The organism is Bacillus sp. FSL W8-0519, from assembly GCF_038005585.1.
In the GTDB taxonomy this organism is placed as follows: Bacteria; Bacillota; Bacilli; order Bacillales; family Bacillaceae_G; genus Bacillus_A; species Bacillus_A paranthracis.
Window position 1 is genome coordinate 237,662 of sequence record NZ_JBBOTL010000001.1, and the last position, 19,839, is coordinate 257,500.

The 19,839-nt window shown below is 37.0% G+C and carries 20 protein-coding genes; 18 read left to right on the forward strand and 2 right to left on the reverse strand.

Annotated features, from left to right (window positions below; genetic code table 11):
* The first annotated feature begins 37 nt into the window (after positions 1–37).
* The 12 genes from NST14_RS01340 (at position 38) to uvsE (ending at position 12,907) form a co-directional block, all read left to right on the forward strand.
* Entirely contained in the window at positions 38–145 is a 108-nt protein-coding gene (locus NST14_RS01340; protein ID WP_048520051.1) for a DUF3948 family protein, read from the forward strand.
* Positions 146–184: 39 nt separating this feature from the next.
* Positions 185–292: a DUF3948 family protein gene (locus tag NST14_RS01345; protein WP_000664237.1), complete on the forward strand. Its 108-nt coding sequence runs from the start codon at positions 185–187 to the stop codon at positions 290–292.
* Positions 293–325: 33 nt separating this feature from the next.
* Positions 326–445, forward strand: a complete 120-nt coding sequence (locus NST14_RS01350; protein WP_001993573.1) for a DUF3948 family protein — start codon at positions 326–328, stop codon at positions 443–445.
* A 309-nt stretch (positions 446–754) separates the two neighbouring features.
* Positions 755–1,873, forward strand: coding sequence for a 4-hydroxyphenylpyruvate dioxygenase (gene hppD / locus NST14_RS01355; RefSeq protein ID WP_000810913.1), 1,119 nt, complete (start codon positions 755–757; stop codon positions 1,871–1,873).
* Positions 1,874–1,939: 66 nt separating this feature from the next.
* Positions 1,940–2,896, forward strand: coding sequence for a fumarylacetoacetate hydrolase family protein (locus NST14_RS01360; RefSeq protein WP_000674031.1), 957 nt, complete (start codon positions 1,940–1,942; stop codon positions 2,894–2,896).
* Positions 2,862–4,034, forward strand: coding sequence for a homogentisate 1,2-dioxygenase (locus NST14_RS01365; protein WP_000499916.1), 1,173 nt, complete (start codon positions 2,862–2,864; stop codon positions 4,032–4,034). Before NST14_RS01360 ends, NST14_RS01365 begins: the two co-directional genes overlap by 35 nt.
* Positions 4,035–4,264: 230 nt before the next feature.
* The gene (locus NST14_RS01370; RefSeq protein WP_000809368.1) at positions 4,265–5,680 is read left to right on the forward strand and encodes an amino acid permease; all 1,416 of its coding nucleotides are present in this window, start codon (positions 4,265–4,267) and stop codon (positions 5,678–5,680) included.
* A 108-nt stretch (positions 5,681–5,788) separates the two neighbouring features.
* Complete coding sequence (locus NST14_RS01375) at positions 5,789–7,060, forward strand: MDR family MFS transporter (RefSeq protein WP_000799737.1); 1,272 nt, start codon at positions 5,789–5,791, stop codon at positions 7,058–7,060.
* Between the two features lie 382 nt (positions 7,061–7,442).
* Positions 7,443–8,528 (forward strand): D-alanine--D-alanine ligase, encoded by a 1,086-nt coding sequence (locus tag NST14_RS01380; protein WP_000161445.1) that lies wholly within the window; start codon positions 7,443–7,445, stop codon positions 8,526–8,528.
* A gap of 61 nt (positions 8,529–8,589) precedes the next feature.
* On the forward strand, positions 8,590–9,966 hold the full coding sequence (murF, locus tag NST14_RS01385) for a UDP-N-acetylmuramoyl-tripeptide--D-alanyl-D-alanine ligase (RefSeq protein ID WP_000610683.1): 1,377 nt from the start codon (positions 8,590–8,592) through the stop codon (positions 9,964–9,966).
* Positions 9,967–10,271: 305 nt separating this feature from the next.
* Positions 10,272–11,849 (forward strand): DEAD/DEAH box helicase, encoded by a 1,578-nt coding sequence (locus tag NST14_RS01390; RefSeq protein ID WP_000206582.1) that lies wholly within the window; start codon positions 10,272–10,274, stop codon positions 11,847–11,849.
* A gap of 95 nt (positions 11,850–11,944) precedes the next feature.
* Positions 11,945–12,907 (forward strand): UV DNA damage repair endonuclease UvsE, encoded by a 963-nt coding sequence (gene uvsE / locus NST14_RS01395; RefSeq protein ID WP_000961149.1) that lies wholly within the window; start codon positions 11,945–11,947, stop codon positions 12,905–12,907.
* On the opposite strand, the gene NST14_RS01400 is transcribed toward uvsE, so the two are convergent.
* Positions 12,900–13,472 carry a rhomboid family intramembrane serine protease gene (locus NST14_RS01400; RefSeq protein WP_000906924.1) on the reverse strand — a complete coding sequence of 191 codons (573 nt, stop codon included), beginning with the start codon at positions 13,470–13,472 and terminating at the stop codon, positions 12,900–12,902. The genes uvsE and NST14_RS01400 overlap by 8 nt on opposite strands.
* Before the next feature lie 92 nt (positions 13,473–13,564).
* Between NST14_RS01400 and acpS the strand changes: the two genes are divergently transcribed.
* The 6 genes from acpS to NST14_RS01430 all read left to right on the forward strand — a co-directional run bounded on the left by acpS (position 13,565) and on the right by NST14_RS01430 (position 19,507).
* Complete coding sequence (gene acpS, locus NST14_RS01405; protein ID WP_000635038.1) at positions 13,565–13,924, forward strand: holo-ACP synthase; 360 nt, start codon at positions 13,565–13,567, stop codon at positions 13,922–13,924.
* Between the two features lie 156 nt (positions 13,925–14,080).
* Positions 14,081–15,031 carry a LolA family protein gene (locus NST14_RS01410; protein ID WP_025991724.1) on the forward strand — a complete coding sequence of 317 codons (951 nt, stop codon included), beginning with the start codon at positions 14,081–14,083 and terminating at the stop codon, positions 15,029–15,031.
* A 118-nt stretch (positions 15,032–15,149) separates the two neighbouring features.
* Positions 15,150–16,319, forward strand: coding sequence for an alanine racemase (gene alr, locus NST14_RS01415; RefSeq protein WP_000390599.1), 1,170 nt, complete (start codon positions 15,150–15,152; stop codon positions 16,317–16,319).
* Between the two features lie 309 nt (positions 16,320–16,628).
* Positions 16,629–16,916, forward strand: a complete 288-nt coding sequence (locus NST14_RS01420) for an antitoxin EndoAI (protein ID WP_000004570.1) — start codon at positions 16,629–16,631, stop codon at positions 16,914–16,916.
* Positions 16,917–16,920: 4 nt separating this feature from the next.
* Positions 16,921–17,271 (forward strand): type II toxin-antitoxin system endoribonuclease NdoA, encoded by a 351-nt coding sequence (gene ndoA / locus NST14_RS01425; RefSeq protein ID WP_000635963.1) that lies wholly within the window; start codon positions 16,921–16,923, stop codon positions 17,269–17,271.
* A gap of 67 nt (positions 17,272–17,338) precedes the next feature.
* Entirely contained in the window at positions 17,339–19,507 is a 2,169-nt protein-coding gene (locus NST14_RS01430; protein WP_000426229.1) for a Tex family protein, read from the forward strand.
* Positions 19,508–19,564: 57 nt separating this feature from the next.
* Here NST14_RS01430 and cmpA read toward each other — a convergent pair whose 3' ends face one another.
* On the reverse strand, positions 19,565–19,681 hold the full coding sequence (cmpA, locus tag NST14_RS01435; protein WP_001143642.1) for a cortex morphogenetic protein CmpA: 117 nt from the start codon (positions 19,679–19,681) through the stop codon (positions 19,565–19,567).
* Positions 19,682–19,839 lie beyond the last annotated feature (158 nt).

Genomic DNA, 19,839 nt, shown 5'->3' on the forward strand with positions numbered 1-19,839 from the left:
GTTTTGTAACAAAGGAAAAAAGAAGGGAGAATGCAAAATGAGAGAGCAAGTATTACAAGTAACAAAAGGTGACTTCGTAGGATCAGCAAGTGGAGCAGTAGTATTAACAGCATTAATCGTATTCTTATCAAGCGTATTAGTATAATAGAGGTTTTGTAAAAAGAAAAAGAGAGGAGAATGCAAAATGAAAGAGCAAGTATTACAAGTAACAAAAGGTGACTTCGTAGGATCAGCAAGTGGAGCGGTAGTATTAACAGCATTAATCGTATTTCTATCAAGTGTATTAGTATAATAGAAGTTTTACATTATACAAAATGAAAGGAGAATGAGGAATATGAACGGTGAGCAAGTGTTACAAGTAACAAAAACAGATTTATTAGGATCATTAGGTGGAGCGGTAGTATTAACATCATTTATTCTATTCCTTGCAAAAGTATTAGTATGAGACATATAAATACAATCATTCAAAAAAAATAAAGACTCTAGCATATTAGTAAGTAATTAATATGTTGGAGTCTTTTTTATTTTTCTTCTATATATCCCTTCAAGTATGAATAGCCCCCTTTATTTTAAAGAGAAAAAAGTCGAATTTTATATGTAAGAAAAAAAGAGGAATTTGACAGAAAAGATAGAAAATTTTAAAGGTCAGAATTTGTTAGCTTGCTAACTAATTTCTATCAATTGATGTTGGAAGCGTTTTCGGTTGGTTTTAAGTATGAACCATTTAATCTATTTACAGGGGGATGAGGATTTTATGAAACAAAAATCTATGGATACGCTAGCTGCACAAATGGAGGACTTTTTTCCAGTACGTGATGTAGATCATTTGGAATTTTACGTAGGAAATGCAAAGCAATCAAGTTACTATCTTGCGAGAGCATTCGGATTCAAAATTGTGGCTTACTCTGGATTAGAAACTGGTAATCGTGAAAAAGTATCTTATGTTCTTGTGCAAAAAAATATGCGTTTCGTTGTGTCTGGGGCTTTAAGTAGTGACAATCGTATTGCAGAGTTTGTAAAGACTCATGGTGATGGCGTGAAAGATGTGGCATTACTTGTTGACGATGTTGATAAAGCATACTCAGAAGCGGTGAAACGTGGTGCCGTCGCAATTGCTCCGCCTGTAGAGTTAACAGATGAGAACGGTACATTGAAAAAAGCAGTTATTGGTACGTATGGTGATACAATTCATACGCTTGTAGAGCGTAAAAATTATAAAGGGACATTTATGCCAGGATTCCAAAAGGCTGAGTTTGATATTCCATTTGAAGAGTCAGGTTTAATTGCTGTAGACCATGTAGTTGGTAATGTTGAAAAGATGGAAGAGTGGGTTAGTTATTACGAGAACGTTATGGGCTTTAAACAAATGATCCATTTTGATGATGATGATATTAGTACAGAGTATTCAGCATTAATGTCGAAGGTTATGACAAATGGAAGTCGTATTAAGTTCCCTATTAACGAGCCAGCGGATGGAAAGAGAAAATCACAAATTCAAGAATATCTAGAGTTCTATAATGGAGCAGGTGTACAGCATCTTGCTTTACTAACAAATGACATTGTTAAAACAGTAGAAGCGCTACGTGCAAATGGTGTGGAGTTTTTAGATACACCAGATACTTATTATGATGAATTAACTGCACGAGTTGGAAAAATTGATGAGGAAATTGATAAGTTGAAAGAATTAAAGATTTTAGTAGATCGCGATGATGAAGGATACTTACTACAAATCTTTACGAAACCAATTGTAGATCGTCCAACTTTATTTATTGAAATCATTCAGCGTAAAGGTTCTCGTGGATTTGGAGAAGGAAACTTTAAAGCGTTATTCGAATCAATTGAAAGAGAACAAGAGCGTCGCGGGAATTTATAAAATTTATATCCACCAGCAATCATTCTTTTGCTGGTGGAAATTTCATTTTCATAAGGAGGAATTAGGATGAAATTCGTTACATTTCGTCTTCCTTCAAAAGAAATGCGAGCTGGATGGCTTGAAGGTGACAAAGTAATCGATATGAATCTTGCTAGTGGTGGAAAATTACCTTCTTCTATGTTCGCCTTTTTAGAGAAAGCGGATGAGTATGTAGAAGTGTTGCGTAATATTAATAATCCGGAAAAGGGCATATATTCTTTAGAGGAAGTGCAATTAGCAGCAGCGATTCCTAATCCGAGTAGTATTAGGGATTTTTATGCATTTGAACAGCACGTAAAAACGGCACGTAGCCGAAGAGGGTTAGATGTTGTACCTGAATGGTACGATATCCCGGTTTTTTATTTTACGAACCATCGTGCTGTAATTGGTCCAGATGATGTTGTAATTAGTCCGAAGAAATCTAAAAAACTTGATTATGAGTTAGAGATTGCTTGCGTAATTGGGAAAGAAGGAAGAAATATTTCTCGTGAGCAAGCAGAGGAATACATTTTTGGTTATTGTATTATGAATGATTGGAGTGCAAGGGACTTACAAGCAACAGAAATGAAGGTAGGACTTGGTCCAGCGAAAGGAAAAGATTTTGCAACTTCATTAGGAGCGTACCTTGTTACGAAAGAGGAACTAGATATTTATCGTAATGGTGACCGTTATGAGTTAGAGATGACTGCTCATGTAAATGGAAAGCTATTATCAAAAGGGAACTTTCGAGATATTTACTATACATTTGCTGAAATGATTGAACGTGCTTCGGAAGATGTTACGTTATATCCAGGCGATGTGATTGGTTCTGGAACAGTAGGAACAGGTTGTATTTTAGAACTGGGTACAGAAGAGTGGCTGCAAGATGGTGATGTGGTAGAGCTTACGATTACTGGTTTAGGTACATTACGTAATACGGTCAAAAAAGAAAAGGAAGCAGGTGATGAGCATGTTTTATCGTCACATGGGGGAGCTACCTCATAAACGACATGTACAATTCCGTAAAAAAGATGGATCACTTTATCGTGAACAGGTAATGGGAACAAAAGGTTTTTCTGGTACGCAATCTATTTTGTATCATCATTATATGCCAACGGAAGTAGGGCATGCGGCATTATCTCATTCTTGTCAGTTGCAGTATGAAGAAGATGTTGCTCTTTCTCATCGTCACTTTCGCACGAAAGAAAATAAAAAAAGTGGTGATGCAGTAAGCGGAAGAAACTTTATACTTGGGAATGAGGATTTATTAATCGGAGTAGTGAGCCCAACAGAAAAAATGGACTATTTCTACCGTAATGGTGATGGCGATGAAATGTTGTTTGTCCATTACGGAACAGGAAAAATTGAAACGATGTTTGGAACGATTCATTATCGAAAGGGCGATTATGTAACAATTCCAATTGGAACGATCTATCGTGTTATTCCAGATGAAGGAGAGACTAAGTTTCTTGTTGTAGAGGCAAATAGTCAAATTACAACACCGCGTCGCTATCGTAATGAATATGGACAATTGTTAGAGCATAGCCCGTTTTGTGAGAGAGATATTCGTGGTCCTGAAAAATTAGAGACGTATGATGAAAAAGGTGAATTTGTCGTAATGACAAAGTCGAGGGGATATATGCATAAACATGTTTTAGGACATCATCCGTTAGACGTTGTTGGTTGGGATGGTTATTTATATCCGTGGGTCTTTAATGTTGAGGACTTTGAGCCAATCACAGGTCGTATTCATCAGCCACCTCCAGTACATCAAACGTTCGAGGGTCACAATTTTGTTATTTGTTCTTTCGTACCACGTTTATATGACTATCATCCAGAATCTATTCCGGCACCGTATTATCATAGTAACGTGAATAGTGATGAAGTACTGTACTATGTAGAAGGTAACTTTATGAGCCGAAAAGGTGTGGAGGAAGGGTCTATTACACTTCATCCGAGCGGCATTCCTCACGGGCCACATCCTGGGAAAACAGAGGCGAGTATAGGGAAAAAAGAAACGCTTGAATTAGCTGTTATGATAGATACATTCCGTCCGCTTCGTATTGTAAAACAAGCACATGAAACAGAAGATGAAAAATATATGTATAGCTGGATTGAAGAGGGATCATATACTGTGAAATAAGTAAAAAAGGCATGCTCAATAACAGAGCATGCCTTTTTCGTGGAATCGACATGTATAATAATACCAAAAAAAGTTATAGAAAGATATATAGAAAGAATGATAAAAATCGTGCATATTCATAAGAGTTTCTACTTATTTCGACAAAAGTATTGACTGGAAAAAGTACTATGAGTAAAATGAAAAAGCGAATTAAAAATTTTCAGAAAATTTAAAACTTGGAGGAGCATGCTATGAAGCAAATTTTTCAAAAGAAGCCTATTGCAAAGTTAATGCAAGAGAGTAAACAAAAGACGTTAGCAAGAACATTGGGCGCACTAGATTTAACGATGCTTGGAATCGGGGCAATTGTTGGAACGGGTATTTTTGTTCTAACGGGCGTGGTAGCAGCGAAACATTCTGGACCAGCTATTATATTATCATTTGCGATAGCCGCGTTAGCATGTGCCTTTGCTGCATTTTGTTATGCTGAATTTGCTTCTTCAGTTCCTGTCTCAGGCAGTGTGTACACGTACACATATGCGACGATGGGAGAAGTATTCGCATTTTTAATTGGATGGGACTTAATGCTTGAGTATTTACTTGCAACCTCTGCTGTGGCAAATGGTTGGTCCGCGTACTTCCAATCTTTATTAAAGGGATTTGGAATTCATATTCCTACCATTCTTTCCTCAGCCCCTGGTACAGGAAAGGGTGGAATAATTGATTTGCCAGCAGTTCTAATTATTTTAGTGATGACAGTTCTTTTATCTAGAGGTGTTCGTGAAAGTGCACGTGTAAATAATATTATGGTATTTATTAAACTAGCGGTTGTTCTTATTTTTATCTTTGCTGGTTTTAATTATGTGAAACCTGAAAACTGGACGCCTTTTATGCCATTTGGCTTAGATGGTGTAATGGCTGGAGCTGCTACAGTGTTCTTTGCATTTATAGGGTTTGATGCAGTTTCAACGGCAGCAGAAGAAGTGAAACGTCCACAACGTGATTTACCAATTGGTATTATTGCATCTTTATTAATTTGTACGGCTCTTTATATTATCGTTTCGCTTATTTTGACAGGAATTGTTCCATACGGGCAGTTGAATATATCAGATCCAGTCGCTTTTGCACTTCAATTTATTGGACAAGATAGTTTAGCGGGAGTAATTTCAGTAGGCGCAATTACAGGAATCACAACAGTAATGTTAGTTATGATGTATGGGCAAGTACGAGTTTCATATGCAATGAGTAGAGATGGATTGTTGCCGAAACGTCTTGCTAAAGTTCACCCGAAATTTAAAACACCGTTTTTAAATACGTGGACAACGGGAATTATTGCAGCACTTATTTCAGGATTAATAGATTTAAATGTGTTAGCGCATCTTGTAAATATGGGGACATTGTCAGCCTTTGCACTTGTAGCTGTAGCTGTTATTGTAATGAGAAGAACGCATCCTGATTTACCAAGAGCATTTAAGGCGCCGCTTGTACCATTTTTACCAGCGTTAACGGTAATTTTTTGTTTATACTTAATGCTTCAATTATCCGGGACGGCTTGGATTAGTTTTGGTGTATGGATGATTATCGGTATTGCGGTTTACTTCTTATATAGCCGAAAACATAGTGCTTTAAATAATAGTAAAGAAGAAGACGACGCAGCCAATTTATAAGTAGAAAAATCCATTCTAATTCTGTTAGAATGGATTTTTAATTTTGAAAATTTACATTCTTCTGAACTTGTTATAAGATAATTATTGTTGAACAAAAGGGGTGAAATAATGAAAAATACGTGGCGTGAGTTAAGGGAGATGGACCGTAACGTATGGATTCGGTTTATTGGTGAGACGTTAAATGGAATTGCAATGATGATGTTGATGCCTTTTTTTGCATTATATTTAAAAGATAAGGTAGATTCATTATTACAGGTCGGAGTGATTATGGCACTGTCTCCAATTGCTGCCAGCTTTGGATCAATTATAGGGGGAAGAATTGCTGATATATATGGAAGAAAACCGATTATGATATTTTCGATGGCGAGCAATGCAGTATTCATGCTCGGTTTTTTATTTATAGAAGGATTTATTCCATATGCGATTTTATCTGTTTTTTTAGGATTAAGTAATTCGTTATTTCATCCAGCTGCATCAGCGATGGTTGCGGATGTAACGGCGCCAGAAAAAAGAACAGAAGCATATGGTTTATTGCGAATGGGGCACAATATAGGTGCTGCAATTGGTCCGATAATGGGGGCTTCAGTAGTTATGTTATCGAAGAACCTTGTGTTTATTATTGCCGCATCTACGATGTTATTTTATGCATTGCTTGTATTCGTCCTTATTCAAGAGACAATGCCAAAGAGTACGAATAAAGAAGGTGATACAGAAAAAGAATCAGGAGCAGTGTGGAAAATTGTATTGCGAGATAAGGCACTCATGATTTATTTATTAGCAGGTATCATTATTTCGATGGGATTTTCTCAAACAGAAGGCATGTTGCCACTGCACTTTGACAATGAAATGAAAGGTATTTTTGGAACTAACAATCCATATCCATATTTAATGGCTTTAAATGGACTATTAGTTGTGTTGTTCCAATTTCAAATTTCAAAATGGGTCACAGATAAACCTGTTGGAAAGACGATGTTATATGGTGCATGTTTGTTTGGGATTGGGTTATTTTTTATAGGGTGGTTACCGAAGTGGTTTGGAGGACTTGATACAAATGCTACGATTATTTTAATAACGTTACTGTTTGTATATGCCATATATACGTTAGGTGAGATGATTATGTCGCCTGTACAGATGACGTTTGTAGCGAATTTGGCTCCTGAGCATTTGAGGGGGACTTATATGGGAGCTGCAAGTTTGCAGTGGATTACAGGAAGTGCATTCGGCCCACTTCTTGGAGGTTTTTTACTAGACCGATTACTTGGCCACTTTTTATTTACAATTTTAGCTGTCGGTTGTGTAGTTGCAGGTATTGTATATATTTCTTTAGACCGTCTCGTTGAACAAAGGCAAAAAAGCACACTAACCAAACAATCTTCTTAATAATTAGATGACATACACAAAAAGGGGATTTCTACATATTTTAGGTACATAACTAGGTTGGATTGCAATTTTATCCCACTTTAATGGGCAGTAAGACCCCCACCTCAAAATTCAGCGAAAGCAAGGAATTTAGGTGGGGGTCGGGCTGCCCATAAAAGTCCGATTGGTTCAACTAATAATCAGTAGGGGATGAAGCCCCCCACTGATTAAAGTTTCACTTTATATATTTATCAAGAAAGTTAAGTGGAAAAAGTATAGAAAACCAATAAGTGGTGTCATTTAATTATTTGTGGAAGTTGCATTTTATTTCAAATAGGAACTACCTATTTTTATAAAAAGTGCTAAAATAGAAAAATGAAAACAATTGGTTAGGGTGATTTCAGTGACAAAAATTAAATTAGGTTTATTATATGGTGGAAAATCAGCTGAGCATCAAGTTTCGCTACAAACGGCTCTTGCTGCTATTAAAGCATTAAATCAAGATAAATTCGAGATTCATCCAATTTATATTACAGAACAAGGTCAATGGGTACGCGGTGAGCGTATTGAAGGTGAAGTAACAGATGTTGAAGTTCTAAAAATGAGCGGTGCAGAAAATGCGATTTCTCCGCTATCATTAAGCACAGAAATCATTCCATCTGCAAATGCTGAGGAAAATGCTATCGACGTTATTTTCCCATTACTACATGGACCAAATGGTGAAGATGGAACGGTACAAGGATTATTAGAATTAATGAATATTCCTTATGTAGGAAATGGTGTTCTAGCATCTGCTGCTGGTATGGATAAAGTTGTTATGAAAAACATTTTCGCAGAAGCTGGATTAAAACAAGCGAAATATGCATCATTCATTCGTAGCGGATGGGAAAAAGATCGTGAAACAGCATATGAAAAAGTAGAAGAAGTATTGGGTTATCCTTGCTTCGTAAAACCAGCAAACCTTGGTTCAAGTGTTGGGATTAATAAGTGTAAAAATCGTGAAGAACTTGAGAATGCATTTGAAGAGGCATTCCAATTTGACCGTAAAATTATTGTGGAAGAAAATATCGTTGGACGTGAAGTAGAAGTTGGTGTACTAGGTAATGATGAACCGAAATGTTCAGTTGTAGGTGAAATCGTACCTAAAAAAGACTTCTATGATTATAAGTCGAAATACATCGATGGTGATACAGCGTTAATTATTCCAGCTGAAATGACAGAAGAAGAGTCTAATGTTATTAAGCGAGATGCGATTGTTGCATTCCAATCGTTAGATGGTGCTGGCTTAACGCGAGCTGATTTCTTCTTAACGAAAGATGGAGAAGTATACATTAACGAAGTGAATACGATGCCAGGATTTACGCCGTTTAGTATGTTCCCTCTACTATGGCAACATACTGGATTACCGTATCCGGAATTAATTGAAGAGCTAATTCGTTTAGCAATGGAGCGTCACGAAGAAAAACAAAAAATTAAATATACAATCTAACAAAAAAAGGAGGAGGCACTATTCGAAGGAATAGTGCTTCCTCTATGTAAGGAGTGTTTTTATGATAAATCGAACGTTAAAACAAGTAGAACAAATGACAAATGGTACGGGATTAGCAGAGCAGTATGAGGGAATTACTATACAAGGAGTGTCTATTGATACGAGAAAAATCGAAAAAGGAAACTTATATGTTCCGATTCAAGGTGAACGTTTCGATGGACATGCTTTTGTAGATAAAGCTGTTGAAAATGGAGCTGTGGCGACATTATGGATGAAAGATGTAGCAAATCCACCTGAGAATCTTCCGGTTATTTTTGTAGAAGACACGCTATCAGCATTACAAATGTTAGCAAAAAACTATCGCGACCAATTGGATGTTAAAGTGATTGGTGTGACAGGTAGTAACGGTAAAACATCTACAAAAGATATTGTAACAAGTCTTCTTGCGACTAAATTCAAAGTTCAAAAAACAGAAGGAAACTTCAATAATCATATCGGGCTACCTCTTACTATTTTAAACTTAGAAGAAAATACAGAAGTAGCTGTATTAGAAATGGGAATGTCAAGCCGTGGGGAAATTGAATTCTTATCTAAGTTAGCTCGTCCAAATGCAGCTATCATTACGAACATTGGTGAAGCGCATTTAATGGACTTAGGCTCTCGCGAGGCAATTGCTGAAGCGAAATTAGAAATTGTGACAGGATTACAAGAAGGTGGAGTGTTCGTATATAACGGAGATGAGCCATTATTAACGAATCGTGTTCCTGAGATGAATTTAATAGCTGAAACAGTTACGTTTGGTGATGCTAGAGCAAATGATTACTATCCAACGACTGTAACGTTACAAGCAACTGGGACACACTTTAAAATGAATAGAGAAGAAAACATTTCATTCTATCTACCGGTATTAGGGAAACACAATGTGTATAATACGCTTGCTTCTATGGCAATTGCGAAACATTTTGGTGTAACGTGGGAAGAGATGAAAGAAGGTTTAGTAACACTTCAAATGACAGGCATGCGTATGGAAATTGTAAAAACAAATAGTGGATTAACAATTATCAACGATGCTTATAATGCAAGTCCAACAGCTATGGAAGCAGCATTCCACCTAATGAATGGTTTAGATGGATTCTCTAAAAAAATTGTTGTTCTCGGCGATATGTTAGAGCTTGGAGATCAAGAAGTACAGTTTCATTATGAGGTAGGTAAATTAATCGATCCAGCAAAAATCTCCTATGTGTTCACATATGGTAAATTAGGAGCTCAAATTGCTGAAGGAGCGAAAATTAATTTCCCTAACGAACGTGTAAAGGCTTATGATAATAAAGAAGAGTTAGTAAAAGAGTTGCAAGCAGTAGTCGATGCAAAAGATGTTGTATTAGTCAAAGCATCTCGCGGTATGAAATTGGAAGAAGTAATTACGATGTTGAAATAATTGGTGTATATAAATAGGGATGATAGCAACGAAAAAAGAAGAAACTTATAATAAGCGCTTACAGTAAATATAAAAAAATAAAAGTGAAGAAAAAAACTCTTAATATGAAAATAAGGTAACAGTTGGGTTTGCTTTTTACACATACAAAACTTATAATTGATAAAGTGTAATAACGTTTAGAAGTATTTTCGTGAAGAATATACGCCCGTTTATATACGTGAGCATTCAGGAAAAGGGCTTTTCCGCAAATTCGGAAAACGCCTTTTTTTAAATGATAAGTATAGGATAGAAAAGGAGAAGTAACATTGACAACATTTCGAGAATTAGGATTAAGTGATTCTTTACTGCAATCTGTTGAAAGTATGGGCTTTGAAGAGGCTACGCCAATTCAAGCTGAAACAATTCCACATGCATTGCAAGGTAAGGATATTATTGGGCAAGCACAAACAGGTACAGGGAAAACAGCAGCATTCGGATTACCACTATTAGATAAAGTGGATACACATAAAGAATCGGTTCAAGGTATTGTTATCGCGCCAACGCGTGAATTAGCAATTCAAGTTGGAGAAGAGCTATACAAAATTGGTAAACATAAACGCGTTCGTATCTTACCAATTTACGGTGGTCAAGATATTAACCGCCAAATTCGTGCTCTAAAAAAACACCCACACATTATTGTTGGTACGCCGGGTCGTATTTTAGATCATATTAACCGTAAAACACTTCGCTTACAAAACGTAGAGACAGTTGTTCTTGACGAAGCGGATGAAATGTTAAACATGGGCTTCATTGAAGATATTGAAGCAATTTTAACAGATGTGCCAGAAACACACCAAACATTACTATTCTCAGCGACAATGCCGGATCCAATCCGTCGTATTGCTGAGCGTTTCATGACTGAGCCTCAACACATTAAAGTAAAAGCAAAAGAAGTAACAATGCCAAACATTCAGCAGTTCTATTTAGAAGTGCAAGAAAAGAAAAAGTTTGATGTATTGACACGCTTATTAGACATTCAATCTCCAGAGCTTGCGATTGTATTCGGTCGTACAAAGCGTCGTGTTGATGAATTATCAGAAGCATTAAATTTACGTGGTTATGCTGCGGAAGGTATCCATGGTGATTTAACTCAGGCGAAACGTATGTCTGTATTACGTAAGTTCAAAGAAGGTTCTATTGAAGTTCTTGTTGCAACAGACGTTGCTGCACGTGGTCTTGATATTTCGGGTGTAACACACGTATACAACTTCGATATTCCACAAGATCCAGAATCATACGTTCACCGTATTGGCCGTACTGGTCGTGCAGGTAAAAAAGGTATTGCAATGCTATTTGTAACACCACGTGAATCTGGACAATTAAAAAATATCGAGCGTACAACAAAACGTAAAATGGACCGCATGGATGCACCAACACTTGACGAGGCACTAGAAGGTCAACAACGTTTAATCGCTGAAAAACTTCAAAACACAATTGAAAATGAAAACTTAGCATACTACAAGCGTATTGCGGAAGAAATGTTAGAAGAGAACGACTCTGTAACAGTAGTAGCTGCTGCTTTAAAAATGATGACAAAAGAGCCAGATACAACTCCAATCGCTTTAACATCAGAACCACCAGTTGTTGCAAGAGGTGGCGGTTCTAAAAAACGCGGCGGTAACGGAGGCGGATACCGTGATGGTAACCGTAATCGTAGTCGTGATGGACGCGGTGGCGATGGTCGTAACCGTGACCGCAATCGCGATGGTCGTAATCGTGACGGTAACCGTGATCGCAATCGTGATGGCGGCAACCGTGGTCGTCGTGGCGAAGGTCAAGGACGCCCAGGATCTTCAAACGGACGCGGCGAAAGAAAACATCATAGCCGTAAGCCACAAGCTTAATAATGAAAAAGAGAATGCCCTTTGCCGGCATTCTCTTTTTTTATTTTTGTAATTGTACATACTACATAATAACTTATGTAGAAATGAGGTGCCGCATGCTTGTAAGGCTTGGCTATGTCGCGATGAGTGTACATTTGAAAAATGCATCTCCATCTCAAACGATGACGTACGCGCAGTTTCAAAAAATAGATGATCGGGAAGCGGCGATTCGTAAACTTGAAAGAATTGCTAATTCGAATTTGGAAAACTGTTTACGATTATTAAAACATAATAAAGGACATGACATATCGTTCTTTCGACTTAGTTCCAAGCTGATTCCTTTAGCGAATCATGAGGAGTTGTTAGATTGGAATTATATTCGCCCTTTAAAAGAAAATTTAAAAGTGCTAGGTGATTACGCTATTCGAATGAATATGCGTATTGATTTTCATCCAGATCATTTTGTTGTACTTAATTCACCCGAGGAGAATATTTTTAAACAATCTGTAAAGACGTTACAGATGCATAGAAAATTATTAAAAGGTATGGGGATTGAACATAAGCAACGATGTGTAATGCATGTTGGTGGCGGATATAAAGATAAAGAGCTTGCATTAGAGCGTTTTATAGAGAATTGGTCTAATGTCCCAAGAGGTATTCAGGAAATGATTATGTTAGAAAATGATGATACAACTTTTACGCTCGAGGACACATTATATTTAGGAGAAAAATTGGACATTCCCGTTGTATTTGATTTACATCACCATATGATGAATCATGATCGAGAAGATTGGCATGAAGATTGGGCGCGTGTCGTACATACGTGGGAATCGTCTTTGTTACCAGTGAAAATGCACATTTCTAGTCCTAGAGAGGGAAAAGACCCGAGAGCACATGCGGACTTTATTGATGTAGATACTTTTTTATCTTTTTTAAAAAAGATAAAGGGAAGTGTTCCGCAAATTGATTGTATGATTGAAGCGAAGATGAAGGATGAGTCTTTATTTCAACTCATGAGGGATTTAAGTGAACAAACAGATGTGGAAATTATCGATGGTGCGAGCTTTTATATTAAATGAGCTCTGCACCATCGAGTTTTTTTATTAATAAAGGGGTGCAAATACCACCAATGATCAATCCTGTTAAATGGCTGATAGGGTTGGCAGAGGGATTGAAGAAAGTGAATAGTAGTAATATACATATCATGATTGAAAAAATAGCGATGTCTCTTGGATTGGAAGAACGATAGCGGCTATACATTAGAAATAACTGTGCACCTAGCAATCCGAAGATACCACCAGATGCCCCGGTATGAATATATTCATGGGGCATAATAAGATAAGAGAAAATATTTCCGAGAATGCCAGAAAGGAAAAAAATAATGATGAAAGAAAAGTGGCCTAGTTGTTTTTCAATAGAAGAGCCAAGGACGAATAAACAAATACTATTAGAAAGAAAATGTGGTAAGTCTACATGTACGAGTAGGGAAGTTATGAGACGCCACCATTCTCCTTTAGCGATATATTCATTAGAAGCTGCCATAGGAAAGAGGAAAAAATCGCCTAATATAATCATGATTAATTGTACGAGAAGTAAAGCGATGACGATTGGTTGTAAGGAAATGCGGGCGGATGGTATTAGCATATTGTGAGTATCACTCCTTTTGCATCAGAAAGATTCTCTGTTATTCTTACAATATGAAAAAAGAAAGCTAAATAGAAGAAGGGGATTTTGAAATGATTGTAGGGATTGGAATCGATATTATTGAATTGAATCGAATTGAAAAAATGATAGATGGAAAGCTTAAATTTATGGAACGTATTTTAACTGAAAGTGAACGTAATGTTGCTAAGGGGCTGAAGGGAAGCCGCCTTACAGAGTTTGTAGCTGGAAGATTTGCAGCGAAAGAGGCGTATTCAAAAGCGGTAGGAACTGGTATTGGGAAAGAAGTGAGTTTTTTAGATGTTGAAGTAAGAAATGATGATAGAGGGAAGCCGATTCTTATTACAAGTACAGAGCATATTGTTCATTTATCAATTAGTCATAGTAAGGAATTTGCTGTTGCTCAAGTTGTTTTAGAAAGCTCGTCACGCTAGTCTGCATATTTTATATCTTTGTCTCATATATTTGTGGTAGCGATAAGGAAGGTACATCTTCCATTCATTTATAGGGGCAAAGGGGCTGAAGTGATGAAAAGGCGTCTGTTTTTAGTTCTTGTCGGTTTATTAACCGTTTTTGTGTTGGCCGGTTGTATGGAAAAGAAACAAGATGATGTTGTGAGAGATTTAGAAGCGAAAGTAAAAGGGTTGAAAAGCTATCAAGCTGAAGCGAAACTATCTATTAAAACAGGGAATGAGCCTCAGGAGTATAAGGTAGAAATATGGCATAAGGAACCTTCTTTTTATCGTGTGAATTTGCAGAATGCGAAAAAAGATCAAAGCCAAATTATTTTAAGGAATGAAGAAGGAGTATTTGTATTAACGCCAGCTCTTAATAAGAGTTTCCGTTTCCAAAGTGATTGGCCGCAAAATAGTAGCCAGGCTTATTTATACGAATCCCTTGTGAGGGATATTTTGCAGGATAAGAAAAACCTTACTTTTGAAAAAACAGATAAGTATTATATCTTTAAAACAAAAACAAACTATCAGCATCAAAACATGTTGCCGAGACAAGAGATTACATTGAAGAAAAGTGATTTAACACCAGTTTCGGTGAAGTTAATGGATAATGATCAAAATGTTCTTGTGAAAGTAGATTTCTCTAAAGTGAAATTTGATGCGAAATTTGATAAAGGTGCATTTGATACGAAACAAAATATGTCTAGAGCGCAAGTAGATGTTCAAACGACAGCGAAAGAAGACAAACCATTTGCTATTTTGTATCCGCGTGATACGCCGCAAGGTATGACTTTGAAAGATGAAAAAGAGTTGAAGACAGACAGTGGCAAGCGTGCGATACTCACATACACTGGAAGTAAGAAATCCTTTACTTTAATACAAGAAAAGGCAAAAGTTGCAGAGGCTTCGTCAGCGATAAGTGTGAGCGGGGAATTGGTTGATCTTGGCTTTACAATTGGAGCATTGACGAAAGACTCTTTAACGTGGTCGCATAACGGAGTAGAATATATGCTCGTGTCTAAAGGTTTAGAGCCGAAGGAGCTGTTAATGGTTGCTCGTTCAGTTACAGAGAAGCAAGTGAAGTAAACTTCTTAGACGTGGTGATATATGTGCACCACGTCTTTTCTTAGTTTGAAGGGTGGATTTCATAAAAGAAGCATATAAAAGAATAAGCTTCGCATATCGTGTATAAGGAAGTGTGTTTATGGAAGAAGCGCCATTTTACCGTGACACTTGGGTGGAAGTGGATTTAGATGCCATTTATAACAACGTTACACATATTAAAGAATTTATCCCGAGTGATGTAGAAATTTTTGCCGTTGTTAAAGGGAATGCATATGGGCACGATTATGTACCGGTGGCTAAAACAGCATTAGAAGCGGGGGCGACAAGGTTAGCAGTTGCGTTCTTAGATGAAGCTTTAGTGCTTCGAAGAGCTGGTATTACTGCGCCGATTTTAGTGTTAGGTCCTTCTCCTCCTCGTGATATAAATGTAGCTGCTGAAAATGATGTAGCATTAACTGTTTTTCAAAAGGAATGGGTAGATGAAGCAATCAAACTTTGGGATGGTTCGTCTACGATGAAATACCATATTAATTTCGATAGTGGTATGGGGAGAATTGGAATACGTGAACGTAAAGAATTAAAAGGATTTTTAAAAAGCTTAGAAGGTGCACCATTCTTAGAATTGGAAGGAGTTTATACGCATTTTGCAACGGCAGATGAGGTGGAGACTTCTTACTTTGATAAGCAATATAACACATTTTTGGAGCAGTTAAGTTGGTTGAAAGAATTCGGAGTGGATCCTAAGTTTGTTCATACAGCTAATAGTGCTGCAACGCTACGTTTTCAAGGGATTACATTTAATGCAGTACGAATTGGTATTGCGATGTATGGGTTATCTCCATCTGTAGAAATACGCCCTTTTTTACCGTTTAAATTAGAACCAGCGCTATCATTGCATACGAAAGTTGCTCATATTAAAGAGGTGATTAAAGGGGATGGAATTAGTTATAACGTCACTTATCGAACGAAGACGGAAGAATGGATTGCGACCGTTGCAATTGGCTATGCAGATGGCTGGCTTAGAAGATTGCAAGGATTTGAAGTGCTTGTAAATGGTAAAAGGGTACCGATTGTAGGGCGAGTAACGATGGATCAATTCATGATTCACCTTCCTTGTAAAGTGCCTCTTGGTACGAAAGTTACACTCATTGGAAGGCAAGGAGATGAATATATTAGCGCTACAGAGGTTGCGGAATATTCAGGGACTATTAATTATGAAATTATTACAACGATCAGTTTCCGTGTGCCGAGAATATTTATACGGAATGGTAAAGTTGTGGAAGTAATCAATTATTTGAACGATATATAGAAGGTGGTATGATGTGCTTCTTGTCATGTGAGAGGACTGTTCATTGGTTAAGAATAAGTTCATTTTTGACGAGAAGCTTTTTACTTATCTTTACTTTTAACATAATGTAACGTGAATTTAGCGCGGAAACTTTTTCGTTTCTTGTTGTAATGAGATAAAAAATAAAAGAATATGAATGTTTTGTTTGTGAATTGGAAAACATAAGCAGGGAATAAGGAAGTCTTTGCAACAGGCTCCATACAATGGTATTATTACAATAGGTGTCATATATATATTTGGGTGTGTAGTTGACGGTGGAGGTGTATTTTTGTGTCCGAATCAAGTGTAACTACTGAAATCGTGGTTCGGTTGCCAAAGCAAATGGTAACGGAATTGGACGGAATTGGAAAACAAGAGAATAAGAATCGCCATGAACTAATTTGCCAGGCAACACAACTGTTATTGCGTCAACATAAGACGAAGAAACGCTACCAACATGAATCAATGCGACGTGGGTACATTGAAATGGGAAAAATTAATCTTGGTATTGCATCTGAAGCTTTCTTAGCAGAGTATGAAGCAGCTCATACAGTAGAACGCTTAGTTAGCGGGGGGTAATATTTTGATTGTAAAACGCGGCGACGTGTATTTTGCAGACCTTTCCCCAGTTGTTGGTTCTGAGCAAGGAGGCGTTCGTCCGGTTCTTGTCATTCAAAATGACATCGGAAATCGTTTTAGTCCAACGGTGATTGTAGCGGCTATTACTGCACAGATTCAAAAAGCGAAATTACCCACTCATGTGGAAATTGATGCGAAAAAGTACGGTTTTGAGAGAGATTCTGTTATTTTACTTGAGCAGATTCGAACAATCGATAAGCAGCGCTTAACGGACAAAATCACTCACTTAGATGAAGTGATGATGATTCGTGTAGATGAAGCGCTACAAATTAGTTTAGGACTAATAGATTTTTAAATCGGCAGTTTAAGTTGCTCTCTTTGAAGGGCAACTTTTTTTATTATAGAGGAGGTTGCGGTTGTATATGGAAATGGTAGATAATCGACAAGCGTTAATGAAAATGTTAGTGAAGGAATTAGGCTTTACCGAAAAGCAAGTTCGTCATGTTATTCAATTAACAGAAGAAGGTAACACAGTTCCATTTATTGCTCGTTACCGAAAAGAATGGACAGGCTCTTTAGATGAAGTGCAAATTCGTACAATTTTAGAGAGATGGCAATATATAATGCAGCTTGAAGATAGAAAAGAAGAGGTTCTTCGCCTTATTGATGAGAAGGGGAAACTGACAGGAGAATTACGTCAGCAAATTGTGAAAGCTACAAAGTTGCAAGAAGTAGAAGATTTATATCGTCCATATAAAGAGAAGAGAAGAACGAAAGCAACGATTGCAAAAGAAAAAGGACTAGAGCCATTAGCTGAATGGTTATTGTTATATACAAAAGAAGATCCGAATCAGAAGGCAATGGAGTTTATAAATGCCGAGAAAGAAGTGCAATCTGCAGAAGAGGCATTACAAGGTGCTCAAGACATTATTGCAGAAATCGTTTCAGATGAAGCAGCATATCGTAGTTGGATTCGGAATGTTACTTTTAGAAAAGGTGTTATGTCTTCGGCTGTAAAAGATGAAGAGAAAGATGAAAAAAATATATATGAAATGTATTACGATTATGAAGAACCGTTGCAGAAAGTCGTGCCGCATCGTGTATTAGCGATGAATCGCGGTGAGAAAGAAGATATATTGAGAGTTTCTGTTGTTCCGCCAGTAGATGAGATAGTAACTTTCTTATATAAGAAAGTAATTCGTGATAACGATTCAAAAAGTGCACAGTATGTAAAGTTAGCAATTGAGGATGGTTATAAACGATTAATTCAATCCTCTATTGAAAGGGAGATTCGAAAAGAATTAACAGAAACAGCTGAGGAACAAGCAATACATATTTTCTCTGAGAACTTACGTAATTTGTTATTACAACCTCCAATGAAAGGAAAGGTTGTGTTAGCTGTAGACCCTGCATATAGAACGGGTTGTAAATTAGCTATCGTAGACGATACGGGGAAAGTTCTATATATTGATGTTATTTATCCGCATCCACCAGTGCGTAAATATGAAGATGCAAAAGCGAAAGTTCTTTCTATTATAGATAAATATCAAGTTGAAATGATTGCGATTGGGAATGGTACAGCTTCTAGAGAATCGGAAGAATTTATAGTTGATGTATTACAAAATGTGAAACGAGAAGTCTTCTATATTATTGTGAACGAAGCTGGTGCGAGTGTGTATTCGGCTTCTGATTTAGCCCGCGAGGAATTCCCAGATTTACAGGTTGAAGAAAGAAGTGCGGTTTCTATCGGTAGACGTCTGCAAGATCCACTTGCTGAACTTGTAAAGATTGATCCTAAATCAGTTGGGGTTGGACAATATCAACATGATGTGTCTCAAAAAAGATTAAATGAATCATTAACGTTTGTAGTAGAGACAGCAGTTAACCAGGTCGGTGTGAATGTAAATACAGCTTCAGTTGCGTTGCTGCAATATGTTTCAGGCTTATCAAAAACTGTTGCGAAAAATATTGTAGCAAAGCGTGAAGAAGAAGGGAAATTTACAAAACGAACAGACTTAAAGAAAATACCACGTCTAGGTGCGAAGACATATGAACAATGTATAGGTTTCTTACGTATATTAGAAGGGGCAAATCCGTTAGACCGTACAGGTATTCATCCAGAACAATATAAAAATGTTGAATTGTTATTGAAGAGTCTAGGATTATCGAAAGATGACGTAGGGCAACCGCAATTACAAAAGAGTTTAGAAGAAGTAGAGATTTCTAAGTTGTCGCAAGAAACGGGAGTTGGAGAACCAACATTAGTTGATATTATAGATGCACTCATTAGTCCAGAGCGAGACATGAGGGATGAGTTGCCTAAACCGCTTCTGAAAAAAGGGATTTTGAAGTTAGAAGATTTAAAACGTGGTATGGAACTGGAAGGAACAGTTCGTAACGTTGTTGATTTCGGTGCTTTTGTTGATGTAGGTGTGAAACAAGATGGTTTAGTACATATTTCTAAACTAAGCAAACAATACGTGAAGCATCCGTTAGATGTTGTATCTGTCGGACAAATCGTCAAAGTATGGGTAGATGATATTGATACGAAAAAAGGTCGCGTTGCATTATCTATGTTGCCGATTGAATAGTAAGAGAAGAGAGCAGATGAAACTGCTCTTTTTTTATAGGATAAAACGTGTAATGGATTAGGAACTTTGATGTATTTTGCTATAATAAAACCAGCATTCATTTAGTAATTTAATTTGATACCGGTTTTTTTCAAAATATGCGCGTTGCATTTGTTTTTTGAGCCATGTAGGCATAGGAATCCCTCCTTGTTTAATCCTACTCTCATAAATGTAAAGTACTATTGATGAGAGGTTGGTGAGTGGATTTCTATTTTTGCTATGTTTTTAGAAACCACGCTTCTTGAATGAGGATGGGTATATGTACTATTTAATATATGTATAAGAGAGGAGAA